Source organism: Kineococcus xinjiangensis (assembly GCF_002934625.1).
GTDB classification, from domain to species: Bacteria; Actinomycetota; Actinomycetes; order Actinomycetales; family Kineococcaceae; genus Kineococcus_A; species Kineococcus_A xinjiangensis.
Genome location: NZ_PTJD01000010.1, coordinates 39,481 through 56,761, shown reverse-complemented (window position 1 = coordinate 56,761; position 17,281 = coordinate 39,481). Strand labels below are relative to the sequence as shown.

15 protein-coding genes are annotated in these 17,281 nt (G+C 75.9%); 12 read left to right on the top strand and 3 right to left on the bottom strand.

Going from position 1 to position 17,281, the window contains the following annotated elements:
• Window positions 1-27: 27 nt before the first annotated feature.
• From mbhE to CLV92_RS14060, 10 genes are all read left to right on the top strand, one after another.
• Window positions 28-2,424, top strand: coding sequence for a hydrogen gas-evolving membrane-bound hydrogenase subunit E (mbhE, locus tag CLV92_RS14105; RefSeq protein WP_104433658.1), 2,397 nt, complete (start codon window positions 28-30; stop codon window positions 2,422-2,424).
• On the top strand, window positions 2,421-2,924 hold the full coding sequence (locus CLV92_RS14100; RefSeq protein WP_104433656.1) for an MnhB domain-containing protein: 504 nt from the start codon (window positions 2,421-2,423) through the stop codon (window positions 2,922-2,924). Before mbhE ends, CLV92_RS14100 begins: the two co-directional genes overlap by 4 nt.
• Complete coding sequence (locus CLV92_RS14095) at window positions 2,921-3,346, top strand: Na(+)/H(+) antiporter subunit C (protein WP_211291129.1); 426 nt, start codon at window positions 2,921-2,923, stop codon at window positions 3,344-3,346. The genes CLV92_RS14100 and CLV92_RS14095 overlap by 4 nt, the downstream gene beginning before the upstream one ends.
• Window positions 3,343-4,905, top strand: coding sequence for a Na+/H+ antiporter subunit D (locus CLV92_RS14090; RefSeq protein WP_245886815.1), 1,563 nt, complete (start codon window positions 3,343-3,345; stop codon window positions 4,903-4,905). The genes CLV92_RS14095 and CLV92_RS14090 overlap by 4 nt, the downstream gene beginning before the upstream one ends.
• A gap of 13 nt (window positions 4,906-4,918) precedes the next feature.
• Window positions 4,919-5,518: a Na+/H+ antiporter subunit E gene (locus tag CLV92_RS14085; RefSeq protein WP_104433654.1), complete on the top strand. Its 600-nt coding sequence runs from the start codon at window positions 4,919-4,921 to the stop codon at window positions 5,516-5,518.
• Window positions 5,515-5,778 (top strand): MrpF/PhaF family protein, encoded by a 264-nt coding sequence (locus CLV92_RS14080; RefSeq protein ID WP_104433652.1) that lies wholly within the window; start codon window positions 5,515-5,517, stop codon window positions 5,776-5,778. Before CLV92_RS14085 ends, CLV92_RS14080 begins: the two co-directional genes overlap by 4 nt.
• Window positions 5,775-6,152 carry a monovalent cation/H(+) antiporter subunit G gene (gene mnhG / locus CLV92_RS14075; RefSeq protein ID WP_104433650.1) on the top strand — a complete coding sequence of 126 codons (378 nt, stop codon included), beginning with the start codon at window positions 5,775-5,777 and terminating at the stop codon, window positions 6,150-6,152. The genes CLV92_RS14080 and mnhG overlap by 4 nt, the downstream gene beginning before the upstream one ends.
• Window positions 6,153-6,405: 253 nt before the next feature.
• On the top strand, window positions 6,406-7,488 hold the full coding sequence (locus CLV92_RS14070) for a zinc-dependent alcohol dehydrogenase (protein ID WP_104433853.1): 1,083 nt from the start codon (window positions 6,406-6,408) through the stop codon (window positions 7,486-7,488).
• Window positions 7,489-7,668: 180 nt separating this feature from the next.
• Window positions 7,669-8,454, top strand: coding sequence for an ABC transporter ATP-binding protein (locus tag CLV92_RS14065; RefSeq protein WP_104433648.1), 786 nt, complete (start codon window positions 7,669-7,671; stop codon window positions 8,452-8,454).
• Window positions 8,455-8,462: 8 nt separating this feature from the next.
• Entirely contained in the window at window positions 8,463-10,985 is a 2,523-nt protein-coding gene (locus CLV92_RS14060) for an ABC transporter permease (RefSeq protein ID WP_158257251.1), read from the top strand.
• Window positions 10,986-11,009: 24 nt separating this feature from the next.
• Here CLV92_RS14060 and CLV92_RS21500 read toward each other — a convergent pair whose 3' ends face one another.
• On the bottom strand, window positions 11,010-11,816 hold the full coding sequence (locus tag CLV92_RS21500; protein WP_158257250.1) for a sensor histidine kinase: 807 nt from the start codon (window positions 11,814-11,816) through the stop codon (window positions 11,010-11,012).
• A gap of 75 nt (window positions 11,817-11,891) precedes the next feature.
• On the opposite strand from CLV92_RS21500, the gene CLV92_RS21495 reads away from it, so the two are divergent.
• Together CLV92_RS21495 and CLV92_RS14045 are read left to right on the top strand one after the other, a co-directional pair.
• The gene (locus tag CLV92_RS21495) at window positions 11,892-13,109 is read left to right on the top strand and encodes a sensor histidine kinase (protein WP_158257249.1); all 1,218 of its coding nucleotides are present in this window, start codon (window positions 11,892-11,894) and stop codon (window positions 13,107-13,109) included.
• On the top strand, window positions 13,106-13,768 hold the full coding sequence (locus CLV92_RS14045) for a response regulator (protein ID WP_104433640.1): 663 nt from the start codon (window positions 13,106-13,108) through the stop codon (window positions 13,766-13,768). The genes CLV92_RS21495 and CLV92_RS14045 overlap by 4 nt, the downstream gene beginning before the upstream one ends.
• Window positions 13,769-13,805: 37 nt before the next feature.
• Here the strand turns inward: CLV92_RS14045 and CLV92_RS14040 are convergent, their stop codons facing one another.
• Window positions 13,806-15,404 carry a histidine kinase N-terminal 7TM domain-containing diguanylate cyclase gene (locus tag CLV92_RS14040; RefSeq protein ID WP_104433639.1) on the bottom strand — a complete coding sequence of 533 codons (1,599 nt, stop codon included), beginning with the start codon at window positions 15,402-15,404 and terminating at the stop codon, window positions 13,806-13,808.
• Between the two features lie 167 nt (window positions 15,405-15,571).
• The gene (locus CLV92_RS14035; RefSeq protein WP_158257248.1) at window positions 15,572-17,233 is read right to left on the bottom strand and encodes a histidine kinase N-terminal 7TM domain-containing diguanylate cyclase; all 1,662 of its coding nucleotides are present in this window, start codon (window positions 17,231-17,233) and stop codon (window positions 15,572-15,574) included.
• Window positions 17,234-17,281 lie beyond the last annotated feature (48 nt).

Sequence of the window (17,281 nt, the reverse complement as noted above, 5' to 3'; positions counted from 1 at the left end):
CCACGGCGGCGAGGAGGAGGAGGGTCGGTGCTCGCAGTCCTCGCCGCTCACGCGGGGTTGGCGGTGCTCGCGGGGCTGCTGGCTCCCCGGCTCGGGCCCCGCGCCTTCTACGTGGCCGCGCTCGCCCCCCTCTCCGGGGTCGTCCTCGCGCTCGCGGCGGCGCCGGACGTGCTCGCCGGCCGGGCCTGGGGGCGCGAGGTGCCCTGGGTGCCCGGCCTCGACCTCACCGTGGCGCTGCGCCTGGACGCCCTGTCGCTGCTGATGCTGGTGCTGGTCAGCGGCGTCGGAACCCTGATCTTCCTCTACTGCGCCTCCTACGCCGACCGCGACAGCCCCCTGGTGCGCTTCGCCGCCACCCTGACCGCCTTCGCCGGAGCGATGGTCGGCCTGGTCCTCGCCGACGACGTGATCCTCCTGTACGTCTTCTGGGAGGCCACGACGATCACGTCGTACCTGCTCGTGGGCCTGTCGGACGAGGACCGCACCGCCCGGCGCGCGGCGATGCAGGCGCTGCTCATCACCACCCTGGGCGGGCTGGCGATGCTGCTGGGCCTCATCGTGCTGGCGCAGCAGGCCGGCACCACCCGCCTGTCGGAGATCGTGGCCGAGCCCCCCTCGGGCGCCCTGGTGACCGCCGCGCTGCTGCTGGTGCTGCTCGGGGCGCTGACGAAGTCGGCGCAGGTGCCGTTCCACCCGTGGCTGCCCGCGGCGATGGCCGCCCCCACGCCCGTCAGCGCCTACCTGCACGCGGCGGCGATGGTGAAGGCCGGCGTCTACCTCGTGGCGCGGCTGGCGCCCGGCTTCGCCGAGCTGTCCTGGTGGCGCCCGCTGCTGGTGTCGGTCGGGATCGCGACGATGCTGCTGGGCGGCTGGCGGTCCCTGCGCCAGCACGACCTGAAGAGCCTGATGGCGTACTCGACGGTGAGCCAGCTGGGCTTCCTGACGGCGGTGGCCGCGTGGGGCTCGGCGGAGTCGGCGGTCGCGGCGGCGCTGCTGCTGCTGGCGCACGGCTTCGCCAAGGCGGCGCTGTTCCTGACGGTGGGCGCCGTGGACCACGCCGCCCACACCCGTGACCTGCGGCTGCTGGACGGGCTGGGGCGGCGGATGCCGGTGCTGGCGGTGGCGGCGACCGTGGCGGCGCTGTCCCTGGGGGGCGTGCCGCTGCTGCTGGGGTTCATCGCGAAGGAGGAGGTCTACACGGCCTTCGCCGAGGCCGAGGGCACCTTCGCGACGGTGGCGCTGGCCGGGCTGGTGCTGGGCAGCGTCCTGACCCTGGGCTACGCGGGGCGGTTCCTGTGGGGGGCCTTCGCGGGCCGCCCGCAGCCGTCGGGGGCGGAGGACCTGGACGCGGTGCCGGCCGGGGAGCGCGCCGTGGCGGCGCAGGACGTGCACGCCCCCGGCGCCGGGCTGGTCGCGCCCGTGGTGGTGCTGGCGGCGGCCGCGGTGGCGCTGGGGGTGCTGCCCGCGCTGCTGGACCCGCTGGTCTCGGCCGTGGCCGCGCCGTACCCGGGCGCGGGCGAGCCGGTGCACCTGGCGCTGTGGCACGGGGTGACGCCGGCGCTGCTGCTGTCGGTGCTGACGCTGGCGCTGGGGGTCGCCCTGGTGGCCGCGCGGCGGCGCTGGGGGCTGCTGCAGCGCTCCGTCGGACGGGTGCTGCCGCAGGCGCTGGACGCCGACCGCACCTACGACGCGGCCGTGTACGGGCTGGACTCCGCCGCGGACGTGGTCACCGGCCGCACCCAGAGCGGCTCGCTGCCGCGCTACCTGGGCGTCATCGCGCTGTCCGCGACGCTGCTGCCGCTGGGGGGCCTGGCCCTGCGCGGCGCGGACCTGGCGCCGGGGGTGATCGTCGACCGGCCGGTGCAGATCGGGGTGGGCGTCGTCATCGCGCTGGCGGCGCTGGCGGCGGCGCGCACGTCGTCGCGCTTCGCGGCCGTGCTCATGCTGGGTGGCGTCGGCTACGGCGTGGCGGCGCTCTACGTGCTGCAGGGCGCCCCGGACCTGGCCCTGACGCAGTTCCTCGTCGAGACGCTCTCCGTGGTGATCTTCCTGCTGGTGCTGCGCCTGCTGCCGCGCCGCTTCCCGGTGCAGACGCGGCGCTCGCGGCTGCGGCGCGCCGCGGTCGCGGTCACGGTGGGTGTGGGGATGACGGTGCTGACGCTGGCGGCGACGTCCGTGCGCGTCAGGCCGAGCGTGGCGGAGGAGTTCGTGGCCCGCTCCAAGCCGGAGGGCGGCGGGCTGAACGTGGTCAACGTCATCCTGGTGGACTTCCGCGGCCTGGACACCCTCGGCGAGATCACGGTGGTGCTCATCGCGGCCCTGGGCATGTCGAGCCTGGTGCTGACGCTGCGCCGCGGCCGGCCGGGGGCGGACGGCCCCCACGACGCGGTGCGCCGCGAGGAGCCGGAGGTGCGGGCGCCGTGAGCACACCGGCCGGTCCCCGCCCCGGCACCCCGTCCCCGCGCCGCCCGTCCGTGCTGTTCGAGGTCGGCACCGGGCTCGTCCTGCACGCCGTCCTGGTGACCTCGCTGTTCTTCCTCTTCCGCGGGCACAACGCCCCCGGTGGCGGCTTCATCGCGGGCCTGGTGGCGGGCACGGCGCTGGTGCTGGCCTACCTCGCAGGGGACACCTCGGCGGGGCGGCGGGCCGCGGGCGCGACCCCGCGGCCGGGGGTGGTGCTGGGGGTGGGCCTGCTGCTGGCGGCGGGGACGGCCGTGGCGCCGTGGCTGGGGGGCGGGCAGGTGCTGGAGAGCGGCTACTCGCACCCGCACGTGCCGGTGCTGGGCGGAGTCTCCCTCGCGTCCGTGCTGATCTTCGACATCGGGGTGTACCTGGTGGTGGTGGGGCTGGTGCTGGCGGTGCTGTCCACGCTCGGGGAGCAGGCCGGCACCTCGCTGGCCCCGGGTGGGGAGGAGGACCGGTGAGCGCGCTCGCGCGGGCCGCGGCGGAGGGCACGGTGCTGGCGCCGACCGGCTCCAGCCTGGTGCTGGCGCTGGTCGTGGGCGTGCTGTTCGCGACGGGGACGTACCTGCTGCTGCAGCGGCCCCTGACCCGGGTGCTGATCGGGCTGGCGCTGCTCACCCACGCGGCGAACCTGCTGCTGCTGGTGGCGGGGGGGCTGTCGGGGGCGGCCCCGTTCATCGGCGACGACGGCAGCGTCCCCGAGCGCATGGCCGACCCGCTGCCGCAGGCGATGGCGCTGACCGCGATCGTCATCTCCTTCGCGGTGAGCGCCCTGCTGCTGGCCGTGGCCTACCGCAGCTACGCCCTCACCCGTGACGACGTCGTGCAGGACGACCCGGAGGACTCGCGCATCGCGCACCACGTCGAGGAGGGTCCGTCGTGACCGACGTGCTCACGGGGCTGGCGCGGACGGTTCCCGCGGGGGTCCTCGTCGGCCTGCCCGTGCTGCTGCCCCTGCTGGGGGCGGCGCTGGCGCTGCTGCTGCGCCGGGCGGGCACCCAGCGCGCGATCCCGCTGCTGGTGCTGCCGGTGATGGCGCTGGACGCGGCGGCGCTGCTGCTGCGGGCGGACGCCGACGGGCCGCTGGCCGTGCAGGCGGGGAACTGGGACGCGCCGTTCGGCATCTCGCTGGTGGCCGACCGGCTGTCGTCGCTGCTGACGCTGGTCTCGGTGATCGTCCTGATGGTGGTGCTGGTCTACGCGATCGGGCAGGGCGTGGCGGACGCCGCCGACGAGCGCAGCGACCGGGTCCGGGTGGTCTTCCACCCGGCGTACCTGGTGCTGGCCTCGGGGGTGTCGTTCTCCTTCCTCACCGGCGACCTGTTCAACCTGTTCGTGGCGTTCGAGGTGATGCTGACCGCCAGCTACGTGCTCATCACGCTGCAGGCGGGCCCGTCGGCGGTCCGCTCGGCGATGACGTACATCGTCGTGTCGCTGCTGGCCTCGGTGCTGTTCGTGACCGTCATCGGGCTGGTCTACGCCGCCACGGGCACGGTGAACATGGCGGACCTGCGGGGGGCGCTGGCGGAGGTGCCGGGCGGGGTGCGGCTGTCGCTGGCGCTGCTGCTGATCGTGGTCTTCGGGATCAAGGCGGCGCTGTTCCCGCTGTACTTCTGGCTGCCGGACTCCTACCCGGTGGCGCCGGCGCCGGTGACGGCGGTCTTCGCGGGCCTGCTGACGAAGGTCGGCGTCTACGCGATCATCCGCACGCAGACGCTGATCTTCCCGGACGACACGGCGGTGACGGGGCCGGTGCTGCTGGTGCTGGCGGGCGCGACGCTGCTCGTCGGCATCCTCGGGGCCATCGCGCAGAACGAGATCAAGCGCGTGCTGTCGTTCACGATCGTCAGCCACATCGGCTTCATCGTGATGGGGCTGGCCTTCTTCACCGTGGCGGGCGTGGCCGGGGCCGTGCTCTACATGGTCCACCACATCGTGATCCAGACGACGCTGTTCTGCGTGGAGGGGCTGATCGAGCGGCGCACGGGCACGAGCCGGCTGGACCGCATCAGCGGCCTCACCCACCGCTCGGCGCTGCTGGGGGTGCTGTTCGCGCTGCCCGCGCTGTCCCTGGCGGGCATCCCGCCGTTCTCGGGGTTCCTGGCGAAGCTGGCCCTGCTGCAGGCGGGCAGCGCGGTGGGCTCGTGGGTGATCGTGGGCCTGGCCGTGCTGGTGAGCCTGCTCACGCTGTACTCGATGGCGCTGATCTGGGGCTCGGCGTTCTGGGGCTCCCCCTCCGACGTCGTGCCGGACGAGGACCCGGAGGACGCCGTGCAGGTGGGCGTGCGCACGGTCCCGGCGACGATGACGGCGGCGACCGCGGCGGTGGTGCTGGTGGGCCTGGCGATCCCGGTGCTGGGCGGTCCGCTGTACGCGCTGTGCCTGCGGGCCGCGGCGGACCTGCTGGCGGCGGGTCCCTACGTGGAGGCGGTGCTGGGATGACGGCGGTGCCGCGGTGACGGCGGTGCAGGCGCCGGGGGCCGCACCCGGGCGCCGGGCGGGCGCGTGGCGGCGGAACCTGCCGCGGCTGGCGTGGCTGCTGGTGGTGTGGCTGGCCCTGTGGGGCGACGTGTCCTGGGCGAACGTGCTGAGCGGGCTGCTGGTGGGGGCGTTCGTCCTCCACGTCTCGCCGCCGGTGGAGCACGGGCCGTTCCGGTGGCCGGCGCCCCTGCCCACCCTGACGTACGCGCTGCGGTTCGTGCGCGACCTCGTGGTGGCCACCGCCGAGGTGGCTCGGCAGGTCCTGTGGCCGGTGTCGCGGCTGCGCCCTGCGGTCGTGGAGGTGCCGCTGCGCTGCCGGGACCGGGCGCTGCTGTCGCTGGTGTCGAACTCGATCACCCTGACACCGGGGACGCTGACGCTGGAGGTGGACGAGGCGGGCCCGAGGATCTGGGTGCACGTCCTGCACCTGGAGGACCGGTCCGGCGCGGCCGAGGACGTGGTCCGCCACGCGCGCTCGCTGGAGGAGCACGGGGCGCGGGCGCTGCGGATCGACCTGGCGCAGGCCGGCGGCCGGCCGGGGGCCGGGCGAGCGGAACGGGAGGCCCGGGGATGATCTTCGTCTACGCCGTCTGCCTGGCGGGGCTGGCCCTCGCGGGGGCGATGGTGGCGGTGCGGCTGCTGCAGGGGCCGAGGGCCAGCGACCGGGTGGTCGCGCTGGACACCCTGCTGCTCGTGGCGGTGGGGCTGGTCGCCGTGCAGGTGGCGCGCTCGGACGAGGAGGGCTACGTCGGGATCCTCGTGGTGGTCTCGCTGCTGGCGTTCGCCGGCACGGTGACGGCGGCCCGGTTCCTGGAGCGGCGGGAGGAGCCGTGAGCGCGGTCCTCGACGTCCTCGCGGCCGTCCTGCTGCTCAGCGGGGTGGGCCTGACGCTGCTGGCGGGCATCGGGCTGCTGCGCTTCCCCGACGCGCTGACGCGGATGCACGCGCAGACGAAGCCGGCGGTGCTGGGCCTGCTGCTGGTGCTGGCGGGTGCCGCGCTGGACACGCGCAGCGCCGGGCTCAGCGCGACGATCCTGCTGGTGGCGGTCTTCCAGCTGATCACCTCGCCGGTGGGGGCGCACGCCATCGGCCGGGCCGCCTACCGCAACGGCGACGCCGACCTGAGCCTGCTCGTGCGCGACGACCTCGCGGGGCGGGACCCCGCGGACGGGCCGGTGGACGGGGGCCGGGGCCCGGCGGGCGGCTGAGCGTCCGCGCCGCGGCACGCCGTGCAGCGTCGGGCGGACGCCCTCGACGGACGCTCGAAGCAGTCGGCGCGTCACGCTGCGTGGTCGACGGGTCGGAGCGGAGTCGCCGGCTCACGACGCGAATCTCCGTTGGACCGAAAGTGGAGAGGTCGATGTGAGCGTTAACAGAAGGCCCTAGAGTGTGCGAGCCAGCACCATGAGCTGCGCAGGAGAGCAGGCACGGCGCCGTGCCGGAGGGGGAACCGGGATGTCCATGATCGCCGAAAAGGCCACCCACGTGAGCACGCCGGAGGCCGCGAACGGCACGAGAGCCGCCGCACGCACGGGCCGCGCAGTGCTCGTCACCGAACCGGGATCCCTGAGCGTCGTCCCGGTGGACGTCCCCGCCCCGGGCCCCTGCGAGGTGCTCGTGCGCATCGCCTGGTGCGGCATCTGCGGCTCCGACCGCGAGGTCCTCGCCGGCACCCGGCCCGCGCAGTTCGTGCGCTACCCGGTCGTACCCGGGCACGAGTGGTCCGGCACGGTGGCCGCCGTGGGCGAGGGCGTGGACCCCGCGCTGGTGGGCAAGCGCGTCGTCGGCGAGGGGATCCGGCCCTCGAGCGCCAACCCCGCCTCGGTCGAGGGCGACGTGGACGGCTCCACCACCGACTACGAGGAGACCGGCTTCACGCTGCCCGGCGGCTGGAGCGACTACCTCCTCCTGCCCTCCAACCTCCTGCACGTCCTCCCCGACGACGCCGACCTGCGCGCCGCCGCGGGCATCGAGCCGGCCGCCTGCGTCGCCGAGGCCGTGCTCCTCGCCGACCTCACCGTCGGCAGCAAGGTCGCCGTCATCGGCGCCGGCGCGCTCGGCCTGCTCGCCGCCCAGCTCCTCAAGGGCGCCGGGGCCGAGGTCACCGTCCTGCACCACAACGACTCCCGCGAGGAGCTGGCCCGCCGCTGCGGCGCCGCCCACTACGGCGTGTCCGGCACGGCCGAGGAGGACGGGCTGTTCGGCACGTTCGACGCGGTCATCGAGGCCGCGGGCGCGCCCGGTGTCGCACGGCTGGCCACCCGCCTGGGCCGCCCCGGCGCCCGCGTCGTGCTCACCGGCATCCCCGGCGAGGACGCCGACGACCTGTCCTCGCTGGAGCTGGTGACCAGCCAGGTGCACGTCCTCACCGTCTTCGGCGCCCCGACCCGCGCCTGGGCCTACGCAGTCCGCGCCTTCAAGCAGGGCATCCTCGACCCCTCGGTCATCGTCACCCACGAGTTCGGCATCGAGCAGGCGGAGGAGGCCCTCGCCCTGCTGGGCGACCGCTCCTCCGGGGCGCTGAAGGTGCTGCTGCACCCCTGACCCCGGTCCGGGGACGACCCCGCCGACGAACGGCCTCCTCCTTCGGGAGGAGGCCGTTCGCGTCCCTCCCCCCTGCGGAGGGGAACGGGCGGTTCCGCAGCAGGATCCGCGGCCTGACCCGGCTCCCTAGCGTCGGAAGCGGCGGCGAACGGTGCCGCCCCCGACAGGAGGAGGCGGACCGTGAACCCGGTCCAGGAGACGAGCACCACCGGCCCGGCGCGCACGGCGAGCGCGGTCGCGGCGCGCGCGGAGTCGCTGACCAAGGTCTACGGCCGCGGGGAGGCCCGGGTCGTGGCCCTCGACGCGGTCGACGTGGCGTTCCCCCGGGGGGCGTTCACCGCGATCATGGGCCCGTCGGGCTCCGGCAAGTCCACCCTGATGCACTGCATGGCCGGGCTCGACGCCGCGACCAGCGGCCGGGCCTGGATCGGTGACGTCGAGCTCAGCGGGCTCGGCGACGCCCGCCTCACCGCCCTGCGCCGCGACAGCGTCGGCTTCGTGTTCCAGTCGTTCAACCTCCTCCCCACCCTGACCGCGGCGGAGAACATCACCCTCCCCCTCGACCTCGCCGGCCGGCGGGTGGAGCAGGAGTGGCTCGACACCGTGATCGACGCCGTCGGACTCCAGGGCCGCCTCTCGCACCGCCCGTCGGAGCTGTCCGGCGGGCAGCAGCAGCGCGTCGCCTGCGCCCGCGCCCTCGCCGGGCGACCGGAGATCGTCTTCGCGGACGAGCCGACGGGCAACCTGGACAGCCGCAGCGGGGCGGACGTGCTGCGCTTCCTCCGCAGCTCGGTGCGCGAGATGGGCCAGACCGTCGTCATGGTCACCCACGACCCCGTCGCCGCCTCCTACGCCGACGAGGTGCTCTTCCTCGCCGACGGCCGCGTCGTCGACTCCCTCGCCGCCCCCTCCGCCGACGGCGTGCTGGAGCGGATGAAGGCCCTCGACCCCCGCGGCGGTGCGTGATGCGGCGCGTGGTCTGGCGCAACCTCCTCGCGCACAAGGTGCGCCTCGCCCTCAGCGGCCTCGCCGTCGTCCTCGGCGTCGCGTTCGTGGCCGGCACGCTCGTCTTCACCGACACGCTCGAGCGGACCTTCACCGCCCTCTTCGAGAGCACCACGGCCGACGTCGACGTCAGCGCCGAGCGGGCCTTCGAGCCCACCGGCGCCCCCGGCGGCGCACCGCCGCAGCCCCTGGACGCCGCCCTCGCCGGGCAGATCGCCGCCGTCGACGGCGTCGCCTCCGCCACCGGGTACGTGCAGTCCCCGGGCGTCTACGTCATCGGCCCCGACGGCAAGGTCGTGGCCACCGGCGGCGCCCCGGGCATCGGCACCGGCTGGGACCCCGCCGAGGGCCTGGGCATGACGCTGACCGCCGGGCGCGCCCCCGCCGCCCGCGACGAGGTCGTCCTCGACGAGGCGACCGCCGAGCGGACCGGCTACGGCATCGGCGACACCGTGGAGCTGCTCACCCCCGGCCCGCGCCTGAGCGCCACCGTGGTCGGCACCCTGCGCTTCGGGGAGAGCGGCGGCCTCGCCGGGGCCTCGCTGGTGGCCTTCGACACCGCCACCGCCCAGGAGCTGCTGGCCGCGCCGGGGACGTTCCACGGCGTGAGCGTGCAGGCCGCCGACGGCGTCGGGCGCGAGGAGCTCGCCGAGCGCGTGGACGCGGCGCTCGGCGAGGGCTTGGCGGTGGCCACCCGCGAGGAGGCCAGCGAGAAGCGGACCGAGCAGCTCGCGGAGTCGCTCGGCTTCATCGACGTGTTCCTGCTCGTCTTCGCCGGCATCGCGCTGTTCGTCGGCAGCTTCATCATCCTCAACACCTTCTCCATGCTCGTCGCGCAGCGGACGCGGGAGCTCGCGCTGCTGCGTGCGCTGGGCGCGAGCCGGCGCCAGGTGACGGGGTCCGTCCTGGCCGAGGCGCTCGTCCTGGCGGTGCTCGGCTCGACCGCGGGGCTGCTGCTGGGCCTGGCCGTGGCGGCGGGACTGCGCTGGGCGTTCGGGCGGGTCGGCCTGACGCTGGACGGCTCCCTCGTGGTGGCGCCGCGCACGGTCGTCGCGGCCTACGCGGTGGGCGTGCTCGTCACCGTCCTCGCCGCCTACCTGCCCGCCCGGCGCGCCGCGAAGGTCCCACCGGTCGCGGCCCTGCGCGACGACCACGCCATGCCCGACGGCTCCCTGCGGCGACGCACGCGGGCAGGTGCGGTGCTGGGCGTCGCCGGCGGGACCGCGCTGGTCGCCGGCACCGCCCTGGACGACGCCCCCGCCACGCTCGTCCTGCTCGGCTCCCTCGCCCTGGTGGTCGCGGCGATCGCCCTGAGCCCGGTGCTGGCCCGGCCGTTCCTGCGGGTCGCCGGCGCGGCCCTGCCCCGGATCTGGGGGCCGGCGGGGCGGCTGGCGCGGGAGAACGCCCTGCGCAACCCGCGCCGCACCGCCGCCACGGCCTCGGCGCTCATGGTCGGGGTGGCGCTCGTGACGGGCTTCAGCATCATCGGGCAGTCCGCGAACGCCTCCATCGGCTCGGCCGTCGCGGAGCGGATGCGCAGCGACTTCATCGTCTCCAGCGCCGTGACCCAGCCCTTCTCCCCGCAGGTCGCGGAGGAGGTGCGCGGCCTGGACGGGGTGGCGTCCGTGGGGGTCGCCCGCCTCGGGTTCGTCGAGCTCGACGGCGAGCCGACGATGCTGTTCGGCGTGGACGAGACGACCGGCGACGACGTCTTCGCCCTCGACGTCATCGCCGGGCAGGGCGGGGCGCCGGCCGACGGCCAGCTCCTGGTGGACGCCGACCTCGCCCGCGACCGCGGCTGGGAGGTCGGGGAGACCGTCGCCGTGCGCGGGGTCAACGGCGAGCAGCGCGAGCTGGAGCTGCGCGGCATCTACGAGACCGCCCCGTCGGTGGGGCCGGCGCTGCTGCCGCTGGCGACGCTCGGGGAGCTGGGTGGGGAGCCGCTGGACCGGTGGGTGTTCGTGCAGCTGGCCGAGGGCGCCGGCGCCGGGGCCGTGCGGGAGGCCGTCGAGGCCGTGGTGGCCGACCACCCGATCGTCTCGGTGAAGGACATGGGCGAGTTCGTGCAGGAGCAGCAGGGCCAGGTCGCGCAGCTCCTGATGATCATCAACGCCATGCTCGTCCTGTCGGTGCTGATCGCGGTGCTCGGCATCGTGAACACCCTCGCCCTGTCGGTGCTGGAGCGGACCCGCGAGGTCGGCCTGCTCCGGGCGGTGGGCATGGCGCGGCGGCAGCTGCGCCGCACGATCCGGCTGGAGGCGGTCCTCATCGCCCTGTTCGGCGCGGTCCTCGGCCTCGGGCTGGGGCTGGTGTTCGGCGTCGGCCTGGTGTCGGTGCTGGACGGGCAGGGCATCGACGAGCTGGCCGTGCCCGGCGGCAGGCTCGCGGTCCTCCTCGCGGTGTCCGCGCTGGTGGGCGTGCTGGCGGCGGCGTGGCCGGCGCACCGGGCCTCCCGGATGCCGGTGCTGCGCGCCCTCGCCACGGCGCAGTGAGCCGGGTGCAGTGAGCCGGGGCCCTCAGCGGCCCTCGCCAGGCAGGGGGATCCGCACCACGACGCGGGTCCCCTCCCCCGCTGCGCTGTCCACGGCGAGGTGCCCCCCGCACAGCCGGGCCCGCTCCCGCATCGTCTGCTGCCCGTGGCCCCGCCCGGCGGCGGTCTCGGCCGGGTCCGGCCGGGCGGGCTCCGGGAACCCGCAGCCGTCGTCGCTGACCCCCACGACCAGGCAGCGCCCGGGGCCGCCGTGCTCGACCGCGGCGTGCACCAGGACCCCGGAGGCACGGGCGTGCTTGACGGTGTTGTGCAGGGCCTCCCCCACGAGCCGCTGCAGGTGCCGGGCGGCCTCGGGGCCGAGCCCCGCCACGGCCGCGTCGGCGTCGGCGCCGACCTCGACCAGCACCGGCAGCTCGTGGGTGTCGCGCACCCAGCGGGCCAGCGCGCTCAGGGCGGCCCCGAAGCCCTGGGCCGGCGCCTCGGCCGAGCGCAGGTCCCCCAGCACGGCGCGCAGCTCGTCGATGGCCTGCTGCGACACCTCCCGCAGGCCGGCGGCGGCAGCCCGCAGCGTCGTCTCGTCGCCGGCGTCGAGGGCCCGCTCGACGACCTCCGCGCGGCGGTGCAGGACGAAGAGGGCCTGGCTGACGGAGTCGTGCAGCTCGCGGGCGATGCGGCGGCGCTCGGCGGTGGCCGCGGCCTCGGCGGCCCGCTGCACGGTGGTCGCAGCGACGGGCACCGCGGTGGTCGCAGTGACGGGCACGGCCTCGCCCGGGCGCGCGTCGCCGTCCGGACCGAGCGTCGGCTGGACCGGGACGATCCCCAGGTCGGCCACCGTCCGAGCGTAGCCGCGCGGGTTCCTCCTGGAGGAGGAGTCGGGCGGATCACCTCGCCGCCTACCGTGGACGACGTGGACGAGGAAGCCGGCGCGCACGGCGCGGACGCCGACGCCCGCTGGCGGCGCTGGGCGCTGCAGCCGCCCGTGGCCCTGGACGCCGCGCTGGCGGTCGTCCTGGTGGCCGTGGGCGTCGGCGGCCTGATGAGCGGGGCGATGACCAGCATCATCGGCGGGCGGGAGCCGGACGCGCTCGCCTACGCCCTGGCGGTGCTGTCCGCGGCTCCCGTCGCCGTGCGCTCCCGCGCTCCGGTGGCGGCGCTGGCCCTGGCGCTGCCCGCGGCGCTGGCCGCCCCCGCCCTCGGCCACCTCCAGGTCAACGGCGGCCTCGGCGCCCTGCTGTGCCTGTACTCCGTCGCCGCGCTCACCTCCCGGCGCACCAGCATCCCCACCGCCCTGCTCACCGCGCTGGCGCTCACGGTCCTGCTGCTGACGGCCCCCTACGGCTTCGGCCTCGCGGACGTCCTCGCCAACGCGCTGGGCGTCGCGCTCGTCTGGGGCGCCGGGGCGTGGTCGCGCAGCCGCGCGCAGTACGTGCGGGGGCTGGAGGAGCGCAACGCGGCCCTCCTCGCGGCGCGGGAGTCCCAGGCGCGCGCCGCGCTGGCCGACGCCCGCAGCGCCGTGGCGCGGGAGATGCAGGACGTCGTCGGGCACGGCGTGATGGCGATGACGGTGCAGGCGAGCGCCGCGCGCCGCGTCCTCGGGCGCGATCCCGAGGCCGCCGAGCGGGCGCTGGTGGAGGTCGAGCGGCTGGGTCGCTCGGCCGTGCAGGAGGTGCGCCGCGTCCTCGGGGTGCTCGGCGTGGAGGAGGCCCCCAGCCGTCCCCAGCCCGGTCTGGAGGACCTGCCCGACCTGGTCGCGGCGGCCAGGGGCCGGGGCCTGGACGTGGAGCTCACCCGCGACGGGGAGGACGTGGTCCTGGACACCGGTGCGGATCTCGCCGCGTACCGGGTGGTCGAGGAGGCGCTGGCCAACGCCGAGCGCCACGCCGGGCCGGCGCGGGTGCGGGTCCTGCTGCACGGGCGCGACGGGCGGCTGGAGGTGGAGGTGGCCGACGACGGCCGCGGCGCCTCCGCGTGGGGGACGGCGTCCGCGGCCGGGGTGGGGCTGCTGGCGCTGCGGGACCGGGTCGCGTCCTACGGCGGGAGCGTGGAGGCGGGGCCCCGCGGCGGTGGCGGCTACCTCCTGCGCGCCGTGCTGCCCACCTCGGCGCCGGCGGGGAGCCCGCGGTGACGATCAGGGTGCTGCTCGTCGACGACCAGCCGCTGCTGCGGACGGGCTTCGCGATGGTGCTGGGTTCCGAGCCGGACCTGGAGGTCGTGGGCGAGGCCGCCGACGGCGCGGTGGCGCTCAGCCAGGTGGAGGCGCTGCGCCCGGACGTGGTGCTCATGGACATCCGCATGCCGCGCATGGACGGCATCGAGGCCACCCGGCGGCTGACCGCGCGCGGGGACGGCCCCCGCGTGCTCGTGCTCACGACGTTCGACCACGACGAGTACGTGGTGGAGGCGCTGCGCGCCGGGGCGTCCGGCTTCCTGCTCAAGGACGTGCCCACCGACGACCTCGTCGCGGCCGTGCGGGTCGTGCACCGCGGGGAGGCGATCGTGGCCCCGGCCGTCACCCGGCGCCTGCTCGACCGCTTCGCCCAGCACCTGCCGTCGGCCTCGGCCGTCCCCCCGGCGGACCGGCTGGCCGCGCTGACCGAGCGGGAGCGCCAGGTGCTCCTGCTCGTCGCGCGGGGGATGTCCAACGCCGAGATCGCCGAGCACCTCGTCCTCGGGGAGACGACGGTGAAGACCCACGTGAGCAACGTGCTGATGAAGCTGCGGCTGCGCGACCGGGTCCAGGCCGTGGTGCTGGCCTACGAGACGGGGCTCGTCCGCCCCGGCTGAGGGACGCCGGCGCCGCCCGCGGGACCGCCCGCCGGGCTCACCGGGGCGCGGGGAGCTCGACGTAGGAGCGGACCCTGCGGGTGATGACGCGGTCGCGGCCGCCGGCCTTGGCGGCGTAGAGGGCGGCGTCGGCGGTGGACAGGAGCCGGTCGGAGGGGGCGTCGACCGACGCCCCGCCGGGCAGGCCGGCGACCCCGACGCTGATGGTCGTCCGCACGCGGGCGCCGTCGGCGCCGGGCACCTCGACCGCGCCGCAGCGGCGGCGCAGGTCCTCGGCCCGCTCCAGAGCCTCCCCCAGGTCCACGCCCACCAGCACGGCCACGAACTCCTCCCCGCCGAAGCGGGCCAGGAGGTCCCCGGGGTGCACCCCGCCGGTGAGGGCGCGGGCCATCGCGACGAGCAGGGCGTCGCCGACGGCGTGGCCGTGGGTGTCGTTGACGGCCTTGAACCGGTCGACGTCGGCGAGCAGCACGCTGACCGGCCGGCCGGCGGCGAGGGCGGCGGGCACCTCCTCCTCCAGCGCCTCGACCACCCGGCGGCGGTTGAACAACCCCGTCAGCGGGTCGCGCAGGGCCTGCTCGGCCAGTTCCCGCCGCAGGCGCAGCGACTCGGTGACGTCGCGGGCGACGAGCACCCACCCGATGCAGGCGCCGCGGGCGTCGGTGAGCGGCGTCGCGCGCACGTCGACGTCGGTGCCCTCCGCGAGGCCGCCCTGGGCCAGCCGCAGCGTGCACTGGCCGCGGGCGCTCTCGTCGAGGGCGAGGCGCAGCCCGGCGACGGGCTCGGGCAGCTCCATCCCGACCAGTTGTCGCGGGGCGCCGGGCACGGCCCGGCGCAGGAGGGCCTCGGCGGCGGGGTTGAGCTGGACGATGCGGTGGCGGCAGTCCACGACGAGGACGGCGTCGTCGATGGTCTCCACGACGTGGCCGAAGGCGACGGGCAGCACGTCGGGCAGGGCGGAGCGCTGCAGCGCCCACCAGCAGGCACCGGCCGTCGCCAGGAAGAAGATCGACGTCAGGTCGGCGCTGCGACCGTGCGGGAGGAGCCAGACGCTGACGACGTTGCCCGCGGCGGGGGCCAGGCCGCCGAGGACGGGCCAGAGGAAGCGGCGGCGGTGGACGCGGGAGGTGCGCCAGGCCCCGCGCAGCAGCAGGAACGCGGCAGCCGCCAGCAGGGCGTAGCTGTAGTAGGTGTGCACCCAGAACAGCGGCCCGGGGAACGAGCGCAGTCCCGCCGGGTCGCCGACGAGCTGGTGGCCGTCGCGGAACAGGCGGTGCCAGGGGTTGGTGGCCACCGCCACGACGATGAGCACCGGCTCGACGAGCAGCCACCAGTGCCGGCGCCAGCTCCAGGCCCAGCGGCGGTCCGACATGGCCAGCGCGTGGCAGAAGACCCCCGCGACGGCCGCGCAGACGCCGGGGTAGATGGCGTCGAGGAAGAGGACCTGCATCCGCAGGGTCGCGCCGCTCATCCCGATGGCGGTCGTGCCGGACCACTGCGCCAGGCCCAGCATGGTCACGACCAGGGCCGCGACGGCGGGGGTCTCCTCCCGCCGCCGCCACATGATCCGGGCGGCGAGCAGGGAGGCGATCGCGGCCGCGGCGAAGGGCAGGGCCAGCGGTTGCCACTGGAACATCCGCTCCGACCTCCCTCACGTCCGCGCTGCCCGGTCTTCTGCCGCCCGAGGCGCGAGCCGCCTGAGGTGGGAGCTGCCCGGGGCCCGCGCACGGCGGGTGCAGCCGTGCGCAGGGTAGTGGGGCGGGGCGTGCGCCGTCCCGCCCCTGCGGGAGGACGACGAGGACGTCAGTGCGCGGCGGCGACCTGCTCGGTGAGCACACCGCTGGAGACCACCCGGTTGCGGCCACCGGCCTTGGCGGCGTAGAGCGCACCGTCGGCGGCGACGAGCAGCCCGTTGGTGTCGGGCACCCGGGCGCCCGGCAGCAGCCCGGCGGCGCCCATGCTCATGGTCGTGCGCACCGTCGCCCCACCGGCGCCCTCCACCTCGACCTGCGCGCACCGGGCGCGCCAGACCTCGGCGCGCGCGAGGGCCTCCTCCAGGCCGACACCCGGCATGACGAGGACGAACTCCTCGCCGCCGAAGCGGGCCAGCAGCTCCCCGGCGCGCAGGTCCTCGGACAGCGCGGCCGCCATGCCGATGAGGATGGCGTCGCCGACGGCGTGGCCGTGGTTGTCGTTGACGCCCTTGAACTTGTCGACGTCCATCATGAGCAGGCTCACGGGGCGGCCGGCGGCGAGGGTGTCGGGCACCTCCCGGGAGAGGAACTCCACCATGCGCCGGCGGTTGAACAGCCCGGTCAGCGGGTCGCGGGTGGCCTGCTCGGCCAGCTCCCGGCGCAGCCGCTCCACGAGGTCGAGCTGCTCGCGCAGGGCGTCGCTGGCGGCGACGGCCTCGGCGCGCTGGCGCTCCAGCTCCGCTCGCTGGCGCAGGGACTCGGTGACGTCGCGGGCGACCAGCACCCAGCCGATGCAGGCGTCCTTGGAGTCCGTCAGCGGCGCGGTGCGCAGGTCGAGGTGCAGGTCGAGCTCCTCGACGGCGAGGGTCCGCTGCTCGGGGCCGGCGGTGCGGGGGCTGGGCCCCATCGGGTCGGCGAGGTCGCGCAGGGAGGTCCCGACGAGCTTGGCGGGCGCCTGCGGGGCGAGGGAGCGCAGCAGGGTGTCGGCGGCGGGGTTGAGCTCGACGATGCGCTGCTTGCGGTCGACGACGAGCACGGCGTCGCCGATGGTGGCGACGACCTGGCTCAGCGCGACGGGCAGCACGTCGGGCAGGGCGGAGTTGTACATCGCCCACGCGCAGATGGCGGCGGTGGCGAGGAAGAGCACGGAGGTGAGGTCGACCGGCAGCTCCGGCATGATCATCACGCTGACGATGTTGCCTACGGTGGGGAACAGGCCGCCCACGATGGGGAGCACGAACCGGACGCGGTGGGCGGCGGAGACCCGGAAGGCCCCGCGCAGGAGGACGAAGAAGGCCGCCCCCAGCAGCGCGTAGCTGTAGTAGGTGTGGATCTGGAAGAGCGGCCCGCCCTCGGAGGCGAGGATCGGCGGGTCGCCCTCGAGGCGGTAGCCGACGCGGAAGAGCTGGTGGGTGGAGTTCGTCAGCGCGACGACCACGCAGAGGACCGGCTCGATCAGCAGCCACCAGTGCCGGCGCCAGTTCCAGGTCCAGCGCCGGTCGGTGAGCGCCCGGGCGTGGCAGTAGAGGCCGAGGACGACGGCGCAGACCCCGGGGTAGATCAGGACGCTGAAGACGGACTGGATCGCCAGGCTGCCGAAGAGCATCCCGACGCCCCGCATCCCGGACCACATCGCGGCACCCAGGACGAGCACGACGAGGGCGACGGCGGCGGGCGAGGTGCCGCAGCGGCGCCAGATGACGCGCGCGGCGAGCAGTGAGCCGATGGTCGAGGCGAGGAACAGAACCGCCCAGGGCTGCCAGACGAGCACCGCGCCCCTCCCTTCCCGCTGCCCGGGGCAGCGTTGCGTCGTGGCCGC